This is a genomic window from Pilimelia columellifera subsp. columellifera (assembly GCF_039532605.1).
Taxonomy (GTDB): Bacteria; Actinomycetota; Actinomycetes; order Mycobacteriales; family Micromonosporaceae; genus Pilimelia; species Pilimelia columellifera.
In genome coordinates this window covers 1-16,417 of the sequence record NZ_BAAARY010000004.1, presented here as the reverse complement: position 1 = coordinate 16,417, position 16,417 = coordinate 1, and the positions used below count along the sequence as shown (strand labels likewise).

Sequence of the window (16,417 nt, the reverse complement as noted above, 5' to 3'; positions counted from 1 at the left end):
TCCTTGAACGGAAGTTGTAATCTCCCCCACATCTGGGTTTATGATTCGACTCACATCGATGGTTACCCCGCCACCGTGCTTGTTGTGACGCATCGTCCCCGTATGGCTGCGCCGCAGCGAGGCCCCCCACCGCACCGAGGAGACCCCATGAGAATGCGGACCGCGCTTCTCGCATTGACGACCGCTGCCGGCCTCGTGGCAGCCCCGGTCAACGCGTACGCCAGCCCCGCCGGCGACCCGCCCGTCCAGGAGATCGTCGGCGGAACCAAAGCCTCCGAGGGCCAGTTCCCCTGGGCCGTCAAGCTCGGCGGCTGCGGCGGCACCCTCGTCTCGCCGGACATCATCATCAGCGCCCAGCACTGTTTCACCTCCGTTGGCAAGAGCTTCAGCGGCCAGATCGGCAAGGTCCGGGCCGCGAACGGAGACCCGGTCAGGGGCAAGTCGATCGCCGTCGGCGGCGGCGTGAAGAAGGGTGACTGGGCGGTCCTCAAGCTCGACACTCCCTACAACAAGGTCACCCAGTACCCGGTGTTCCCCGCGGCTGACAGGTGGGACGCTCCGGCCAAGTTCCGCGCCGCGGGTTGGGGCACCACCAGCTCCGGCGGCTCAGTCTCCCCGGACCTGCTCTTTGTCGATGTGCCGCTGGTTCCGGACAGCAGCCCGCGCTGCTCCGAGGCCCCCTCGGTCGAGATCTGCGCTGGTGACCTCGTCAACGGCGGCGTCGACACCTGCCAGGGCGACTCCGGCGGCCCGCTGGTCTCCTCCAACACCGGAAACCACGCGAACACCAGGCCGGAGCAGTGGGTGCTCGTCGGCATCACCAGCTGGGGCATCGGCTGCGCCGGCAAGAACAACCCCGGCCACTACGCTCAGGTGAGCGCCGCCCGCGCCCAGATCCTCGCGGCGATCGACAAGGCCGGCGCCACCCGCCCGGTGAACATGGAGGGCTCGACCCCGAACCCCACCCCCACCCCCACCCCCACCCCCACCCCGACTGACCCGTCCGTCCCGGGCACCGACTGCGCCGTCAAGAGCACCTCGGCCACCGCGATCAACGACCGCGCCACCGTCGAGAGCCCGCTGAGCGTCACCAACTGCTCGGCTACGCCGTCGAAGACCTCCACCATCGACCTTCAGATCGCCCACACCTACATCGGTGATCTGGTGATCGACTTGGTGGCTCCGGACGGCACCGCCTACAACCTGCACAACCGCACCGGCGGCAGTGCCAACGACGTGCGCAAGACGGTCGCGGTTGATCTGTCCAGCGAGACCGCGAACGGCGTCTGGAAGCTGCGCGTCACCGACGCCGTCACCAACGACACCGGCAACCTGGAGTCGTGGAGCCTCAACCTGAAGGGCTGAGCCCTCCAGAGCTGAGCCGCGGACAGCACGACGGTGGCCGCGACCTGAGTCAGGTCGCGGCCACCGTCGTGCTGTCCGCGGCGCGAACCCGGCCACGATGGACCGCCGAGGACGGCTTCGCCGCTTGGCGGGGCCGGTCCAGGTAGCGTCGGCGCCATGACGAAGATGGCGGCAGGCGGCGGCCGTTGGGCGCAGGTGGCCCCGGAACGGATCGAGCGCTGGATCGCCGGGTTCGTCGAGCGGCACGGTCCGGTTCAGATCGGGATCGTCGACGGCGCGTTGTCCCTGGGCGCTGCCGACGGCGCAATGGCCCAGCTCCATCCGCCGGCCGGCGCCGCCACGCCCACGGACGTGCCCTCGTTCGTCGCGGGCGCGCTCGCCCCGCGCCGCCTCGGTCTGGTGCTGGCCCGCCGAGGCGCGGTAGCCGTGGGGGTCGCCCAGGGCCCCGACCTGGTCGTCTCGAAGGTGAACACCAGCTACGTGCAGGGCCGTACCGCGGCCGGCGGATGGTCGCAGCAGCGCTTCGCCCGGCGACGCGCCAACCAGGCAAGATCCGCCGCCGGCGAGGCCGCCGACATCGTGGCGCGGCTGTTGCTGCCCGAGGCGGGAGCGCTGGCCGCAGTGGTGGTGGGCGGCGACCGGGCGACGTTGGAGACGATCCTGGCGGACCGCCGGCTGGCGTCGGTGGCGGCGTTGCGGCGAGGCCCGCTGCTGGAGTCGCCCGAGCCCCGTCGCGCCGTCCTGGTCGAGGCGGTCGCCGCCGCCCGCGCGGTGCGGATCAGGCTGACCGACCCGCCACCGGAGCCCTGAGCCCGGTTAGAGGGCGCCGCTGAACGTGTCGCAGCGGGTCGGGTCGGCGCTGTCGAAGCCCACCCGGAACCACCGCTGACGGTCGGCCGAGGAGCCGTGGGTGAACGCCGACTCGTTGACCCGGCCGCCCATCTTCTTCTGGATGGCGTCGTCACCGATCGCCGCGGCGGTGTCCAGGCCCTGTTGGATGTCGTCGGCGGTGATCCGGGTGAAGATCTTGTTGCCGGTCGCGTCGTCGGTGCCGGTCGCGTTGCCGGCCCAGGCGCCGGCGTAGCAGTCCGCCTGCAGTTCCAGCATCACCGAGTACCGGTTGGCGTTGCCCGGGTCGCGCTGCTGCGCCCGTCGCATCTGGGCCTCGGTTCCGAGCAGGGTCTGAACATGGTGACCGTACTCGTGCGCCAGCACGTAGGGCTGGGCGAACTCGCCGGGGGCCCCGAGCTTGTCGGCGAGCACCTGGTAGAAGCCGAGGTCGATGTAGACGGTGCGGTTGGCCGGGCAGTAGAAGGGGCCGACACCGGAGTCCGCCGGGCCGCACCCGGTGCGCACCGCGTTGGCGAAGAAGGTCGTGGGCGCCGGCTGGTACTGGCGGCCGAACCGTTCTGGCAGGGCCTCGCGCCAGTAGTCCTGAACCGAGTTGACGAACAGGGTGTTGCGGCAGTCCAGGTGGCTGAGCCGGTCCGCGCGGGCGCACTTCTCGTTGAGGGCGACGTTGTCGACGGCCGGCTCGTCGCCGGCGAGCTCGTTCACCCCGAAGCCGCCGCCGACGAGCGTGACGATGACGGCGACGAGCAGACCGAGCCAGCCGCCCTTGCCGTTGGGCAGCGGGATCGGCAGGCCGCCAAGGCCACCTCCTGAGCCGCCGCTGCCGCGGACATCCTGCACCTGGCTGGTGTCGATCCGGGCCTTGTCGTTCAGTTCCATGACGTTCCGTTCTGCCGCGCCGGTGGCCGCCGGAGGACGGCGACCGCCTGAGGCTCTACCCGGACGGCCGCGCAGTCAACCGTGGATCGTCTCCCCGGGGGAGGGGTCAGTACAATCGGGCCCTGATGTTCGTGTTCGTCACTGTGCGTGCCCGCTGGCTCGCCGCCAAGAGCCGAGAGCTGGTTTCGAGAGCATGATCGCTGCGACCGCCCTGGAACTGCGCGCGGGCGCCCGGATCCTGCTGTCGGACACGACGTTGCGGGTGCAGCCGGGCGACCGGATCGGCCTGGTCGGCCGCAACGGCGCGGGCAAGACCACCACGATGAAGGTGCTGGCCGGCGAGGGGCAGCCGTACGGCGGTCAGGTGGACCGCCGCGGCGAACTCGGCTACCTCCCACAGGACCCCCGCACCGGAGACCTCACCGTCACCGCCCGTGACCGGGTGCTGTCCGCCCGTGGGTTGGATGTCCTGCTGTCGGAGATGAAGCAGATCGAGGCGAAGCTCGTCGACGACCCGTCCGACAAGCTGGTGCGCCGTTACGGGGCGCTGGAGGACCAGTTCGCCGCGCTGGGCGGTTACGGCGCCGAGTCCGAAGCCGCGCGGATCTGTGCGAACCTGGGCCTGCCGGACCGGGTTCTGGCGCAGACGATCGGCACCCTCTCGGGTGGACAGCGTCGTCGGGTGGAGCTGGCCCGGATTCTGTTCCAGGATGCCGCCGCCGGCGGTGGCGGCATCCTGCTGCTCGACGAGCCCACCAACCACCTCGACGCCGACTCGATCGCCTGGCTCCGGGGCTTCCTGGCCGGCCACAAGGGTGGACTGGTGGTTATCAGCCACGACGGCGACCTGCTCGACGCGGTCGTCAACAAGGTTTGGTACCTCGACGCGAACCGGTCGGTCGTCGACCAGTACAGCCTTGGCTGGAAGGCCTACCTGCAACAGCGCGAGACCGACGAGCGCCGCCGTAAGCGGGAGCGGGCCAACGCCGAGAAGAAGGCCGGCGCGCTCATGGCACAGGCCGACAAGATGCGCGCCAAGGCCACCAAGACCGTCGCCGCGCAGAACATGGCGCGCCGGGCCGAGAAGCTCATCGCGGGCCTTGAGGACGAACGCGCCTCCGACAAGGTGGCCAAGGTCCGCTTCCCCAGCCCGGCGCCGTGCGGCAAGACGCCGCTGACCGCCGTGGGACTGTCCAAGTCGTACGGTTCGCTGGAAATCTTCACTGATGTCGACATGGCAGTGGACCGGGGGTCCCGGGTGGCGATCCTGGGCCTCAACGGCGCGGGCAAGACGACCCTGTTGCGGATCCTGTGTGGCGTGTTGACCCCCGACACCGGTGAGGTTCGGCCCGGACATGGCCTGAGGATGGGCTACTACGCGCAGGAACACGAGACGCTGGACGTCGACCGGTCGGTGTTGGAGAACATGCGCAGCGCCGCGGTGGAGCACAGCGACACCGACCTTCGGAAGATCCTCGGGGCGTTCCTGTTCTCCGGGGACGACGTGAACAAGCCGGCCGGGGTGTTGTCCGGCGGTGAGAAGACGCGGTTGGCACTGGCCACGTTGGTCTGTTCCGGCGCGAACGTCATCCTGCTCGACGAGCCGACGAACAACCTGGACCCGGTGAGTCGGGAGCAGGTCCTGGAGGCCATTTCCCGTTATCCAGGCGCGATTGTGCTGGTCACGCACGATCCTGGCGCGGTCCTGGCGCTGCGTCCCGACCGGGCGATTCTGTTGCCGGACGGGGACGAGGACGCCTGGAGCGACGACCTGCTGGAGCTCGTGGAGTTGGCGTAGGCGATTGCTTATAGCTCCTGTTTGGCGATTCCGCTAGTCAAGCGTCGGGTAATTGACACTCATGTGCGTGTCGGTTGGCGAACGTGGAGGATCTGGCGCATGATCTTCGGAAGCGGTCTGATGGGCCGCTTCGTGACGATGATCAGAGATCACCATGATCAGTGACCACGGTCGATCGCGTTCCGGGCCGGGCTTGGGCCTGGCCGGCACAGCGGACGGCCGATGTCAACAGCTTCTCGCGCGTCACGGCCGACCAGCGGGCCCGCCGATCGTTATCACGTTTGGCCCCTGCGACCGGTTGGCCGGCACCACCGCCACCCACGCTGCCGTTGATGGCACCACAACGTCGCAACCAGCGCAGTGGCCCCCGGCACAGTAGGAAGAAACCGCACAGTCTCGGACGTGAGGATTCAACATGGCAGCCACCGGCACAGCCACCACCACTGACAAGGGTCGCCGGATCGTCGGAACCGAGCGTCAGTCGCTCTCCAAGGATCTGGTGAAGCGCTACGCCTCCGGTGAGAGCATCCGCGCCCTGGCGGCCTCGACAGGCCGCTCCTACGGCTTCGTGCATCGCGTCCTCACCGAGTCCGGCGTTCAGCTGCGCCAGCGCGGCGGGGCTCGTCGACGGAAGAAGGCCACGTCCTGACCGGCGCGCGGGCCCAGCGGCGTCGCGGGTCCCGATGAACGCGGCCGGGGTTCGGCTCGAACACGATGGGCCGGTGGCGACGGTGACGTTGTGTCGGCCCGTCGCGCTCAACGCTCAGACGCCGGAGACGTGGGCGGCGCTCGCTGACATCGGGAGGGTGTTGCCCGGCCAGATCCGGCTGGTCATCGTCCGCGGCGAGGGCACGTCGTTCAGCGCCGGACTCGACCGGGCTCTCCTCGCCGGCGGCGTCGTCGAGCCGGGGTCCGAGGACACTCCACAGAGCCTCGTCGCCCAGTTGGTCGCCGCCGGCCCGGACGCCTGCGCGGCCCGGATCGAGCAGTTCCAGCGGGGTTTCGCGTGGCTGAGCCGTCCGGACCTCATCAGCGTCGCGGCGGTGCAGGGGCACGCCATCGGGGCCGGATTCCAGCTGGCGCTGGCCTGCGACCTGCGCGTTCTGGCCAGCGACGCGCGGTTGGCCATGGCCGAGGTGACCCTCGGTCTGGTGCCCGACCTGGGCGGCACCAAGCGCCTGTCCGAGCTGGTCGGCTACGGCCGGGCGCTTGAGCTGTGCGTCACCGGCCGCCAGATCGACGCGGTCGAGGCGCACGCGATGGGCCTGGCGACCCTCGTCGTCGCGCCGGCTGACCTGGCCGGGGCGACGGACGACCTCGCGGCGGCGGTGTTGGCGGCGGACCGGGACGCGGTGGCCGAGATCAAGGCGTTGCTGTTGTCGGCGGGGAGCCGTGACCAGCGGGCCCAGTCGCGGGCTGAGCGGGAGGCTCAGACCCGACGACTGTTCCGCCTCGCCGGCCTCGGCGACTGAGGCCGGCGGCTCAGAGCAGCTGGCCGAGGATCATTCCCACGCCGATGACGACGACGAACCAGGCGAACGCCTGCCGGAGTCGTTTCGGGTCGATCCTGCCGGCGAGTTTCGCGCCGGCGAAACTGCCGAGCACCGCCAGCGCGGTGATGGCGGCCGTCAGTGGCCAGTCGACTGTGGTCGTCGACAGGTATCCGGCGAAGGCCGCCCCGGACTTCATCGCGATCACCAGCAGGCTGGTGCCGATCGCCGTCGGCATCGACAACCCTCCGAGCAGGACCAGCGCCGGCACGACGAGGAAGCCGCCGCCGGCGCCGACGAGGCCGGTGACCAGACCGACGGCGACACCCTCCAACAGGATCTTGATGACCGGCCGCCGCTTGGCGGGTCCGTCCTCGGCGCTCGGGGTGGAACGGGAGCGCAGCATCGCCCATGCGGTGGCGATAGTCATGATCCCAAAGGCCACTAGCAGCACGTTCGCCGGGATGAACGCGGCGACCCGACCGCCCAGGTAGGCGCCGACCATGCCCGCGCTGCCGAACAGCGCTCCGACCCGCCAGGCCACCCGGCCGGCGCGGGCATGTGGAATGAGGGCCACGGCGGCCGTCACGCCCACGACGATGAGCGACATCGCGATCGCCGGCTTGGCGTCGACACCGGCCAGATAGACCAGGATCGGCACCGTGAGAATGGACCCGCCCCCGCCCAGGCCGCCCAGGACCAGTCCGATCACCCCGGCGGCGGCCAGGGCGAGGACGAGCCCGAGGCTCACGCCCGCGCCCCGGTCAGCCGAACGAGCGCGGCGTCGATGTCCACGGCCTGGCGCGGTCGGTTGTAGGGGAGTCTGGCGAGCAGGTGGCCCATGGCGCAGGTGTCACTGACGGCCGCGAACACGAGCCCCGCGCCGACGGCGCCGGCCAGGTACCGCGCAGGCGCCCAGACGACGCTGACGAGGACCGCCAGCGCCACGATCGCGCCGGCAACGAGCCGGACCTGACGCTCCAGCCCCCACCGGGGCGTCCCGGGGGTGACCGGCCCGCCAGTGGCCGTCCAGGCGTTCATGCCGCCGTCGAGCACCAGGGTGTCTGCCAGGCCGCCGTCGGCGAGGGTCCGCTGGCGCCGCTGGGCCCGCGACCCGCCCTGGCAGACCAGGATCATCCGGGCGCCGGCGTCCCGAACGATCCGTTCCAGGTGTTCGTCGACCTGTGGCAGCGGCAGGTTGATGGCGCCGGGGATGTGGCTGCTGTCGAACTCGCCCGGGGTGCGGACGTCGACGACAAGGGTGTCGGCGTTGGTCGCTATCAGGGCACGGGTGGTGGTCGCGTCGATGATGGTCACTGCTGGGAGTCCTTTCCGGCCGCGCGTGCGGCGTGGCGGTGGGGCGGCTGTCAGCGGGCGAGCTGCTGCGCCAGCTCGGCGACGCCGGCGCCGCTGAGGACGACCGGGCGGTAGCCGGCGTCAGTCAGCAGCGACGCGGCGATCGTTGCCCGACGGCCGGAGCCGCACGCGACCAGGACCGGCCGGGACGAGTCCAGCCCCGTCGGGACGCCCTCGCTGAACAGCTCGGGCAGGAACCGCCAGACGGCGCCCGGGAGCGCGATCTCCCGGTGCTCGGACGGCATCCGCACGTCCAGGATCTGGGCGTCGGGCTGCTGGACGAGTTTGACGAACATGTCCAGCTCGACGACCTCGAAGGTCGCGGTAGCGGCCGCGTCCAGGTCCGTGACGACGCCGAGGACGGCGTCGAGGCCGATCTGGGCGAGCTGCGTGATGGCCTCGGCGACGTCCTGCCCCGGCTCGGCGACCAGGACCAGGGGCGCGCCGTAGGGCAGCAGCCAGCCGGTCCACGAGCCGAAGTCGGTGCCCAGCTCGATCGCGGTGGAACCGGGAAGCCGGCCCTTGGCGACCGCGTGCCGTGGCCGGATGTCGACGATCCGCGCGTCGTCCGGCAGGGTGGCCAGGTCGGCGAGGGTGAGGGCCGGGACGCTGGTAGCGGGCATCGGCGGGACGCCGGCGATGTTCGTGGGGCCCATGTGCGGGTAGAACGCCGGGATCGGCAGCGGCGTCGCCATGAGCTGGGCTGCGAAGGCGTCCTCGGTGGGCAGGGCGAGCAGCGGGTTCCCGTCGACCTCGTCGCCGATGGTGGAGGTGAACCGGCCGACGCCGCTGGTGGTGCAGAACGAGCCCTCGCCGTGGGTGGGTAGCAGCAGGACGTCGCGGGGGAGGCCGGCGAGCCGGTGCAGCGAGCGGTGCTGGAGCCGGGCGAGGGTGTCGGCGCGGGCGGGGCCGAGCAGATCGGGACGGCCAGCGGAAGCGACCAGCAGGCTGCCGCCGGAGAACACGGCCACCGGCTCGCCGTCGATGAGCACGAGGTAGCTGGTGTGCTCGGGGGTGTGGCCGGGGGTGTGGATGGGTCGGACGCTGAGCCCGTCCTCGGCTCCGATGTCTTCCAGGTGGAAGGCCGGGGTGTGCCGGTAGGCGGGGGCGGCGGCGGCCGGCATGACCAGTTCGGCGCCGGTGCGCCGGGCGGCCTCGGGGCCGCCGGAGACGTAGTCGTTGTGCAGGTGGGTCTCCAGGACGAAGCGCAGCTCGACGTTCTTCTCGGCGGCGGCTTCGAGGAAGCGGGCGAAGTCGCGCTGGGGATCGACGAGCACCCCGCGACCGTTGTGGGTCAGCAGGTAGGTGGTGTCGCCCAGACCAGGCGTGCGGAACGTGGTGATGTCCACCGGAAACTCCTTGTGCGTCGACGACGGTAGGGTCCTGTTGGGATTCTCGGAAATATCGAAGCAAGGCTATGCCCTGGACGGTCAGGCAAGGGCGAGGAAGAGTCGTTCCAGCTCGGCTTCGGTCATCGGCGGCTCGTCGCCACGCCGTCGGGCTTCGTCGCACCGGCGCAGGCCGGAGGCGACGAGCTTGAAGCCGGCCCGGTCGAGGGCTTTGGAGACGGCGGCGAGCTGGGTGAGCACCATCTCGCAGTCGCCGCCCACCTCGATCATGTTGATGACGCCGTTGAGCTGGCCCTGGGCGCGCTTGAGCCGGGCCAGGGCGTCGCCGGCCAGCTCCTTGTTCATCTCCATGGGGAGAACCATACCCCTGGGGGTATCTGGTTGTCACCGGACCCCGGCGATGGCATCCGTCACAGCGCGCCAGCGGGAACAATGAGCCCCGGCGCCGGCGTTTCAGCTGCCGATACCCGATGCCAAGGGAGACGCGTTTGAACAGCTCAATGGGCGGGTCCGGCTGGAGCATGATCCGGTCGATAGGCCGCGGCCAGGAGCTCGGCGACCACCAGCTCTCCCGTGGCGCGGCCCGCCGCATCATCGCCTTCGCCCGCCCCTACCGCGCCGACATCGTCGTCTTCCTCGTCACCGTCGTGTTCGCGGCGGTCATCGGGGTGGCCACCCCGATCCTGGCCGGCGACGTGGTCAACACCATCACCCGGGGCGGACCGGACGCCGGCACGGCCGTCATCAGGATCGCCGTCGTCATCGCCGGGCTCGCCGTCGTCGACGCGCTGCTGTCACTGGCCCAGCGCTGGTACTCGGCCCGCATCGGCGAAGGCATCATCCTCGACCTGCGGACGCAGGTCTACGACCACGTCCAGCGGATGCCGCTACAGTTCTTCACCCGCACCCAGACCGGCGCCCTGGTCAGTCGGCTCAACAACGACGTCCTCGGCGCCCAGCGGGCGTTCACCTCGACGCTGTCCGGCGTCGTCAGCAACGTCATCCAACTCGTGCTCACCGCCGCCGTCATGTTCACCCTGTCCTGGCAGATCACCACGCTGTCGCTGATCCTGTTGCCGGCGTTCATCCTGCCGGCCCGCCGGGTCGGCAGGAAACTCGCCGACATCACCCGCGAGTCCTACCAGCTCGACGCCACCATGAACGCCACCATGACCGAACGATTCGGCGTCGCCGGCGCGCTGCTGGTCAAGCTCTTCGGGCGGCCCGACGACGAAGCCCAGCGGTTCGCCGACCGCGCCGCCCGGGTCCGCGACATCGGCATCCGGCAGGCGATGTACGCCCGGACGTTCTTCGTCGCCATGGTGCTCGTGGCCGCGCTCGCCCAAGCCCTCACCTACGGCCTCGGCGGTTGGCTGGCAGTCAACGGCCAGGTCTCCGCAGGCACCGTGGTCACCCTCGCGCTCCTGCTCACCCGGCTGTACGGTCCGCTGACCGCACTGTCCAACGTGCGCATCGACGTCATGAGCGCGCTGGTCTCATTCGACCGGGTCTTCGAGGTCGTCGACCTCAAACCCGCGATCGCCGAACGCCCCGACCCGACGCCGGTGCCCGCAGGCCCCATCGGTCTCGCGTTCCGCGACGTGACTTTCCGCTACCCTAGCGCGGCCGAGGTGTCGCTGGCCTCGTTGGAAGGCGTCGCAGCCCTCGACCAGACCACCGCTGAGCCGGTGCTGCGCGGGGTGTCGTTCGCTGTCGACCCAGGTCAGATGGTGGCGCTCGTCGGCCCGTCCGGGGCCGGCAAGTCGACGCTGTCGATGCTGCTCAACCGGGTATACGACGTCACCGACGGCGCGGTGCTCGTCGGCGGCGTCGACGTGCGCGACGCCGCCGTCGCCTCGCTGCGCGGCGCCATCGGCGTCGTCACCCAGGACGCGCACCTGTTCCACGAGAGCATCGGCGACAACCTGCGCTACGCCCGGCCGGAGGCCACCGACGACGAGCTGTGGGCCGCTCTCGACGCCGCGCAGGTCGGCCCGCTGGTGCGGGCCCTGCCCGAACAGCTCGACACCGTCGTGGGGGAGCGCGGCTACCGCTTCTCCGGCGGCGAGAAGCAGCGCATCGCCATCGCCCGGTTGCTGCTCAAGGCCCCGTCGATCGTCGTCCTCGACGAGGCCACCGCGCACCTGGACTCCGAGTCCGAGGCGGCGGTGCAACGGGCGCTGTCGGCCGCGCTGACCGGGCGCACCGCGCTGGTCATCGCCCACCGGCTCAGCACGGTCCGCGAGGCCGACCAGATCGTCGTCCTGGACGCCGGGCGGATCGTCGAGTCCGGAACCCACCCCGACCTGCTCGCCGCGGGCGGTCTCTACGCCGAGCTGTACCGCACCCAGTTCGCCCTCGACGCCCCGCTGGTCGCCGACGCCGGTTAGCCGGCTGGCCGCCGTACCGCCTCCTCGACGAGGTCGAGCACCTCGTCGAGGGCGTCGGCGGGGCGGCCCATCGCCAGGTGCAGCACCAGACCGTCGTAGGCCAGCTCCAGGAACTGGGCGAGCACCCCCAGCGGCACGTCCTCGCGCAGCACCGCGGCGTCGCGTTGCCGGGACAGGCGTTCGCGGGTGGCCGTGCCGACCGCTTCGGCCCGCTGGGCCCACGCGGCGGCGAAGTCGGGGTCGGTGCGTAGCCGGCGGGACACCTCCAACTGGGTGCCGAGCCAGCCCGCGGTGTCCGGGGCGGCCGGGTCGGCGGCGCGGGCGAGCAGGTCGCGCATGACCTGGACCAGCCCGTTGCGGGCGACGGTGACGGCCATCTCCGCGGCGTCGTCCTCGGCGACGGCAAGGAACAGCGACTCCTTGTCCCGGAAGTGGTGGAAGATCGCGCCGCGGGAGAGCCCGGTCTCGCCTTCGAGCCGGCGGACGGTGGCGCCCTCGTAGCCGTGCCGGGCGAAGCAGACGCGTGCCGCGTCGAGGATCTCGCGGCGGCGGGCATCGAGCTGGTCGGGGCTAATCTTCGGCACGGCATGATCGTGTCAGTTGTCCCGGGGTGCGTGCAATCGCCGCCTACGGTTACTGCCGGTTGGATGATCTCGTAGCAGCTGACCGGTCAGACCCCATCGGGAGTGCTTCCGCCCGGTTTGGGCGGCCACGTAGGGTGCTTATGTGCCCCTTCTTATCCTGGCGCTGGACAACACCGTCATTGACCGGACGGGGCCGTTCCGTGCCTGGGCTCAGCGCTTTCTCGCCGACCTCGGCGCCCCCGCCGCCGACCTTGACTGGCTGATGGGCGTCGACGCGGACGGGCTCACGTCCCGCTGGGACGTCGCCGACGCGATCATCGACCGGTACCGGCTGACCCGATCCCCGTACGGCCTCGCCGAGGAGCTGCACGAGGGGCCGCTCGCCCGCACCAGGCTGTCCCCGCTGACGGCCGGGGCGCTGCGGATCGCCCGCGACGCAGGTTGGACGCCGGTCATCGCCACCAACGGCTCGGCCCACGAACAGGAGGACCGGATCCGACGCACCGGCCTGGACCGCTACGTCGCGGACTGGCTGATCTCCGAGGAGGTCGGGGTCAGCAAACCCAACCCCCGGATCTTCCAGACTTTGGCCCGGCGGGTCGGCATGAGGCTGGAGGGCGCCTGGATCATCGGCGACAGCCCGGAGGCCGACATCAGCGGCGCCTGCTCCCTGGGGCTGCGCAGCGTGTGGATCCACCGCGGTCGCAACTGGATCGAGCCGCGGTACGAGCCCACCCGCACCGCCGCGAACGTGGTGAGCGCCATCGGAGTGGTGCTCGGCGTCGACGACGTCGTCACGCGGTCATCCTGGTGACAACCGCGACGGCCGTCGCGTCAGCGCGTGAACCTTGACGCCGTGGGGCGGGTCACGGCGAACGTGACCCGCCCCACGGCGGTGGTCAGCCCCAGCTCAGGGCGGTCAGCCCCAGCTCAGCTGTCGAGCATCCGACGCAGCACGTACTGCAGGATGCCGCCATGCCGGTAGTAGTCGGCCTCGCCCGGGGTGTCGATCCGCAGCACGGCCTCGAAGCTAACCCCGGTCTCGGTCGACACGGTCACCGTCTTGGGCGTGACGCCCTCGTTGAGCGCCGTCGCTCCGATGATCGTGAACGTCTCCGTGCCGGTCAGCCCCAGCGAGTCAGCGGTCTGGCCGGCCGGGAACTGCAACGGCAGCACGCCCATGCCGATGAGGTTCGAGCGGTGGATGCGCTCGTACGACTCGGCGATGACCGCCCGTACGCCCAACAGCGCGGTGCCCTTTGCCGCCCAGTCCCGCGACGAGCCCGAGCCGTACTCCTTGCCGGCCAGGATCACCAGCGGCGCCCCGGCGGCCTGGTAGGCGGTCGACGCGTCGTAGATGGACGTCTGCTCGCCGGTGAGCAGGTTGACCGTGTAGCCGCCCTCGACGCCCGGGACCAGCTGATTGCGCAGCCGGATATTGGCGAACGTGCCGCGGATCATCACCTCGTGGTTACCTCGACGTGAGCCGTACGAGTTGAAGTCGGCCCGGGCCACCCCGTGCTCGGCCAGGTACCGGCCGGCGGGAGAGTCGGCCTTGATCGCGCCGGCCGGGGAGATGTGGTCAGTGGTCACCGAGTCGCCGAGCTTCGCCAGCACCCGGGCGCCGGCGATGTCGGTCACCGGCAGCGGCGAACGGTCCATCCCCTCGAAGTACGGGGGCTTACGCACGTAGGTGGACTGCCCGTCCCAGGCGAACGTGTCGCCGGTCGGGGTGGGCAGGCCGCGCCACTGTTCGTCGCCGGCAAAGACGTCGGAGTAGTCGGCCGTGAACATGTCCCGCCCGATCGAGGAGGCGATGACCTCCTCGATCTCGGTGGCGCTGGGCCAGATGTCACGCAGGAACACCGGCTGACCGTCGCCGCCGACGCCCAGCGGGTCGGTGTCCAGGTTGATGTCCATGGTGCCGGCGATCGCGTACGCCACGACCAGCGGCGGCGACGCCAGGTAGTTCATCTTGACGTCCGGGTTGATCCGGCCCTCGAAGTTGCGGTTGCCCGACAGCACCGACACGGCGGTGAGGTCGTTGCCCTGGATCGCCGCGGAGATCTCCTCGGCCAGCGGGCCGGAGTTGCCGATGCAGGTGGTGCAGCCGTACCCGACGGTGTGGAAACCCAGCTTCTCCAGGTACGGCATGAGGCCGGAGCGCTCGTAGTACCCGGTGACCACTTTGGAGCCCGGCGCCAGCGTGGTCTTGACCCACGGCTTGCGGGTCAGGCCCTTGGCGACGGCGTTGCGGGCCAGCAGGGCGGCGCCGAGCATGACCTGCGGGTTGGAGGTGTTCGTGCAGGACGTGATGGCCGCGATGACCACGGCCCCGTGGTCCAGCTCGAACTCCGTGCCCTCGACGGTGACCCGGGTCGGCCTGGTCGGCCGGCCGTCCGCCCCGAACGCGGCCGAGATCAGCTCGGTGTGCGGCTTGTCGGCCGGGTCACCGGCGCCGCCCTCGCCCATCGCCGGCGGGTCGCTGGCCGGGAACGACTCGGCGCTGGCCTCGTCGACGCGCCCCTCGACCCCGTCGCCCTGGTCGCCCACGGCGACGTAGTCGCGCAACGCGGTGCGGAACATGTCCTTGGCGTGGCGCAGCGGCACCCGGTCCTGGGGGCGCTTCGGGCCGGCCAGCGACGGCTCGATCGTGGACAGGTCCAGCTCAAGGCGCTCAGAGTAGTTCGGCTCGGCTGCCGGGTCGTGCCACAGGCCCTGCTGCTTGGCGTACGCCTCGACCAGCGCCAGCTGCGCGTCGGGGCGGCCGGTCAGCCGTAGATACTTGATCGTCTCGTCGTCGATCGGGAAGATCGCGGCGGTGGAGCCGTACTCGGGGCTCATGTTGCCGATGGTGGCCCGATTGGCCAGTGGCACCGCGCCGACGCCAGGACCGTAGAACTCGACGAACTTGCCGACCACGCCGTGCTGACGCAGCATCTCGGTGATCGTGAGGACCAGGTCGGTGGCGGTGGCGCCGGCCGGCAACTCGCCGGAGAGCTTGAAGCCGACCACCCGTGGGATGAGCATGGACACCGGCTGGCCGAGCATCGCGGCCTCGGCCTCGATGCCGCCGACGCCCCAGCCCAGCACACCCAGGCCGTTGACCATGGTGGTGTGCGAGTCGGTGCCGACGACGGTGTCCGGGTAAGCCTGCCCACCGCGTTCCATGATGGTGCGGGCCAGGTACTCGATGTTGACCTGGTGCACGATGCCGGTCCCGGGTGGGACGACCTTGAACTCGTCGAATGCGGTCTGACCCCAACGCAGGAACTGGTAGCGCTCGCGGTTGCGCTGGTACTCCAGCGCGACGTTGCGCTCAAGCGCGTCGGAGCGGCCGAAGATGTCGGCGATGACGGAGTGGTCGATGACCAGCTCGGCCGGCGCCAGCGGGTTCACCTTGGACGGATCGCCGCCGAGATCCCGGACGGCCTCGCGCATGGTGGCCAGGTCGACCACACAGGGCACGCCGGTGAAGTCCTGCATGAGCACCCGCGCCGGGGTGAACTGGATCTCCACGCTGGGCTCGGCGCCGGCGTCCCAGCCGCCGACGGCGCGGATCTGCTCGGCGGTGACGTTCGCCCCGTCCTCGGTCCGTAGCAGGTTCTCCAGCAGGATCTTCAGGCTGTACGGCAGCCGGTCGTGCCCGGCCACGGCGTCGATCCGGTAGATCTCGTAGCTGGCGTCGCCGACGCTCAGCTGACTCTTGGCACCGAAGGTGTCGAGGCTCGCCACGTCCTACTCCTTCACGCTGTCTGGCTCGCCCGACCGGAGGCGGCAGGCGGAGGTCTCAATGATGGTCATCAGGTGCAGTCTGTCGCAGTCCACGGATCAACCTTCGGGTTAGGGCTAGCTAACCCGAAGCTGAGCCGTCTTTAAAACCGTACGTCCGTCTTGTTAGATTGGCAAGCCCTTCCGTGACATCACCGACCGTGTTCGGCGCGTCGTTCGACACGCCATCCAAGCTGTTGTATAAGGCCAAACCCCTGCGCCCGGCCTGACCTGGTCATTACGGTCGCCACGAAGGCAGTTCGCGCGATCGGGGGACGCGAACGCCCGCGCTGAAAGGGGCTTTGCTTCATGACCGCAATGACAACCACGCCGACGCAGTCCAGCCAGCAGACCATCGACCCGAACATGATTCAGCAGCTGCTCGCCCAGGCGCAGCTCGCCGCATACCAGGCGCAGCTCGCGCAGCAGCAGCAACAACAGCAGTTCGCTCCGCAGGGCCTGTTCGGGGACATCGCCGGAGCGGTCCTGCCGCAGGTTGGTGGCGCTCTGGGCGGGGCGTTGGGTAACCGGGGGATCGGGCAGCAGCTCGGGGGTATCGCCGGTGGGCTGGCGCAGCGGTTCC

General features: G+C 70.5%; 14 protein-coding genes and 1 pseudogene. 8 read left to right on the top strand and 7 right to left on the bottom strand.

What is annotated here, in order from left to right; genetic code table 11:
• The first annotated feature begins 147 nt into the window (after positions 1 to 147).
• Positions 148 to 1,365, top strand: coding sequence for a trypsin-like serine protease (locus ABD287_RS05730; RefSeq protein ID WP_344169377.1), 1,218 nt, complete (start codon positions 148 to 150; stop codon positions 1,363 to 1,365).
• 156 nt (positions 1,366 to 1,521) lie between these two features.
• Complete coding sequence (locus tag ABD287_RS05725; RefSeq protein WP_344169374.1) at positions 1,522 to 2,175, top strand: acVLRF1 family peptidyl-tRNA hydrolase; 654 nt, start codon at positions 1,522 to 1,524, stop codon at positions 2,173 to 2,175.
• A gap of 6 nt (positions 2,176 to 2,181) precedes the next feature.
• Here the strand turns inward: ABD287_RS05725 and ypfJ are convergent, their stop codons facing one another.
• The gene (gene ypfJ / locus ABD287_RS05720) at positions 2,182 to 3,096 is read right to left on the bottom strand and encodes a KPN_02809 family neutral zinc metallopeptidase (RefSeq protein ID WP_344169372.1); all 915 of its coding nucleotides are present in this window, start codon (positions 3,094 to 3,096) and stop codon (positions 2,182 to 2,184) included.
• Between the two features lie 193 nt (positions 3,097 to 3,289).
• On the opposite strand from ypfJ, the gene ABD287_RS05715 reads away from it, so the two are divergent.
• The 3 genes from ABD287_RS05715 (at position 3,290) to ABD287_RS05705 (ending at position 6,366) form a co-directional block, all read left to right on the top strand.
• Complete coding sequence (locus ABD287_RS05715) at positions 3,290 to 4,894, top strand: ABC-F family ATP-binding cassette domain-containing protein (protein WP_344169369.1); 1,605 nt, start codon at positions 3,290 to 3,292, stop codon at positions 4,892 to 4,894.
• Between the two features lie 415 nt (positions 4,895 to 5,309).
• Positions 5,310 to 5,543 carry a helix-turn-helix domain-containing protein gene (locus tag ABD287_RS05710; protein WP_344169366.1) on the top strand — a complete coding sequence of 78 codons (234 nt, stop codon included), beginning with the start codon at positions 5,310 to 5,312 and terminating at the stop codon, positions 5,541 to 5,543.
• A 34-nt stretch (positions 5,544 to 5,577) separates the two neighbouring features.
• Positions 5,578 to 6,366, top strand: coding sequence for an enoyl-CoA hydratase/isomerase family protein (locus tag ABD287_RS05705; RefSeq protein WP_344169363.1), 789 nt, complete (start codon positions 5,578 to 5,580; stop codon positions 6,364 to 6,366).
• Between the two features lie 10 nt (positions 6,367 to 6,376).
• Here the strand turns inward: ABD287_RS05705 and ABD287_RS05700 are convergent, their stop codons facing one another.
• The 4 genes from ABD287_RS05700 to ABD287_RS05685 all read right to left on the bottom strand — a co-directional run bounded on the left by ABD287_RS05700 (position 6,377) and on the right by ABD287_RS05685 (position 9,440).
• Complete coding sequence (locus tag ABD287_RS05700) at positions 6,377 to 7,135, bottom strand: sulfite exporter TauE/SafE family protein (RefSeq protein ID WP_344169360.1); 759 nt, start codon at positions 7,133 to 7,135, stop codon at positions 6,377 to 6,379.
• The gene (locus tag ABD287_RS05695) at positions 7,132 to 7,701 is read right to left on the bottom strand and encodes a rhodanese-like domain-containing protein (protein ID WP_344169357.1); all 570 of its coding nucleotides are present in this window, start codon (positions 7,699 to 7,701) and stop codon (positions 7,132 to 7,134) included. Before ABD287_RS05695 ends, ABD287_RS05700 begins: the two co-directional genes overlap by 4 nt.
• Positions 7,702 to 7,751: 50 nt before the next feature.
• Positions 7,752 to 9,089 (bottom strand): rhodanese-like domain-containing protein, encoded by a 1,338-nt coding sequence (locus ABD287_RS05690; protein ID WP_344169354.1) that lies wholly within the window; start codon positions 9,087 to 9,089, stop codon positions 7,752 to 7,754.
• Positions 9,090 to 9,170: 81 nt separating this feature from the next.
• Positions 9,171 to 9,440, bottom strand: a complete 270-nt coding sequence (locus ABD287_RS05685; protein WP_344169351.1) for a metal-sensitive transcriptional regulator — start codon at positions 9,438 to 9,440, stop codon at positions 9,171 to 9,173.
• A 119-nt stretch (positions 9,441 to 9,559) separates the two neighbouring features.
• Between ABD287_RS05685 and ABD287_RS05680 the strand changes: the two are divergent.
• Positions 9,560 to 11,458, top strand: a pseudogene (locus ABD287_RS05680) (ABC transporter ATP-binding protein); the annotation flags it as partial.
• Between the two features lie 17 nt (positions 11,459 to 11,475).
• On the opposite strand, the gene ABD287_RS05675 reads toward ABD287_RS05680, so the two are convergent.
• On the bottom strand, positions 11,476 to 12,063 hold the full coding sequence (locus ABD287_RS05675) for a TetR/AcrR family transcriptional regulator (protein WP_344169348.1): 588 nt from the start codon (positions 12,061 to 12,063) through the stop codon (positions 11,476 to 11,478).
• Positions 12,064 to 12,205: 142 nt separating this feature from the next.
• Between ABD287_RS05675 and ABD287_RS05670 the strand changes: the two genes are divergently transcribed.
• A complete protein-coding gene (locus ABD287_RS05670) occupies positions 12,206 to 12,877 on the top strand; it encodes an HAD family hydrolase (protein WP_344169345.1) in 672 nt (223 codons plus the stop codon).
• Positions 12,878 to 12,993: 116 nt separating this feature from the next.
• Here the strand turns inward: ABD287_RS05670 and ABD287_RS05665 are convergent, their stop codons facing one another.
• Positions 12,994 to 15,798 carry an aconitate hydratase gene (locus ABD287_RS05665; protein WP_344169342.1) on the bottom strand — a complete coding sequence of 935 codons (2,805 nt, stop codon included), beginning with the start codon at positions 15,796 to 15,798 and terminating at the stop codon, positions 12,994 to 12,996.
• 345 nt (positions 15,799 to 16,143) lie between these two features.
• Here ABD287_RS05665 and ABD287_RS05660 point away from each other — a divergent pair.
• Positions 16,144 to 16,417 (top strand): hypothetical protein (locus tag ABD287_RS05660; protein ID WP_344169339.1); only part of this gene is annotated, 274 nt, incomplete at its 3' end.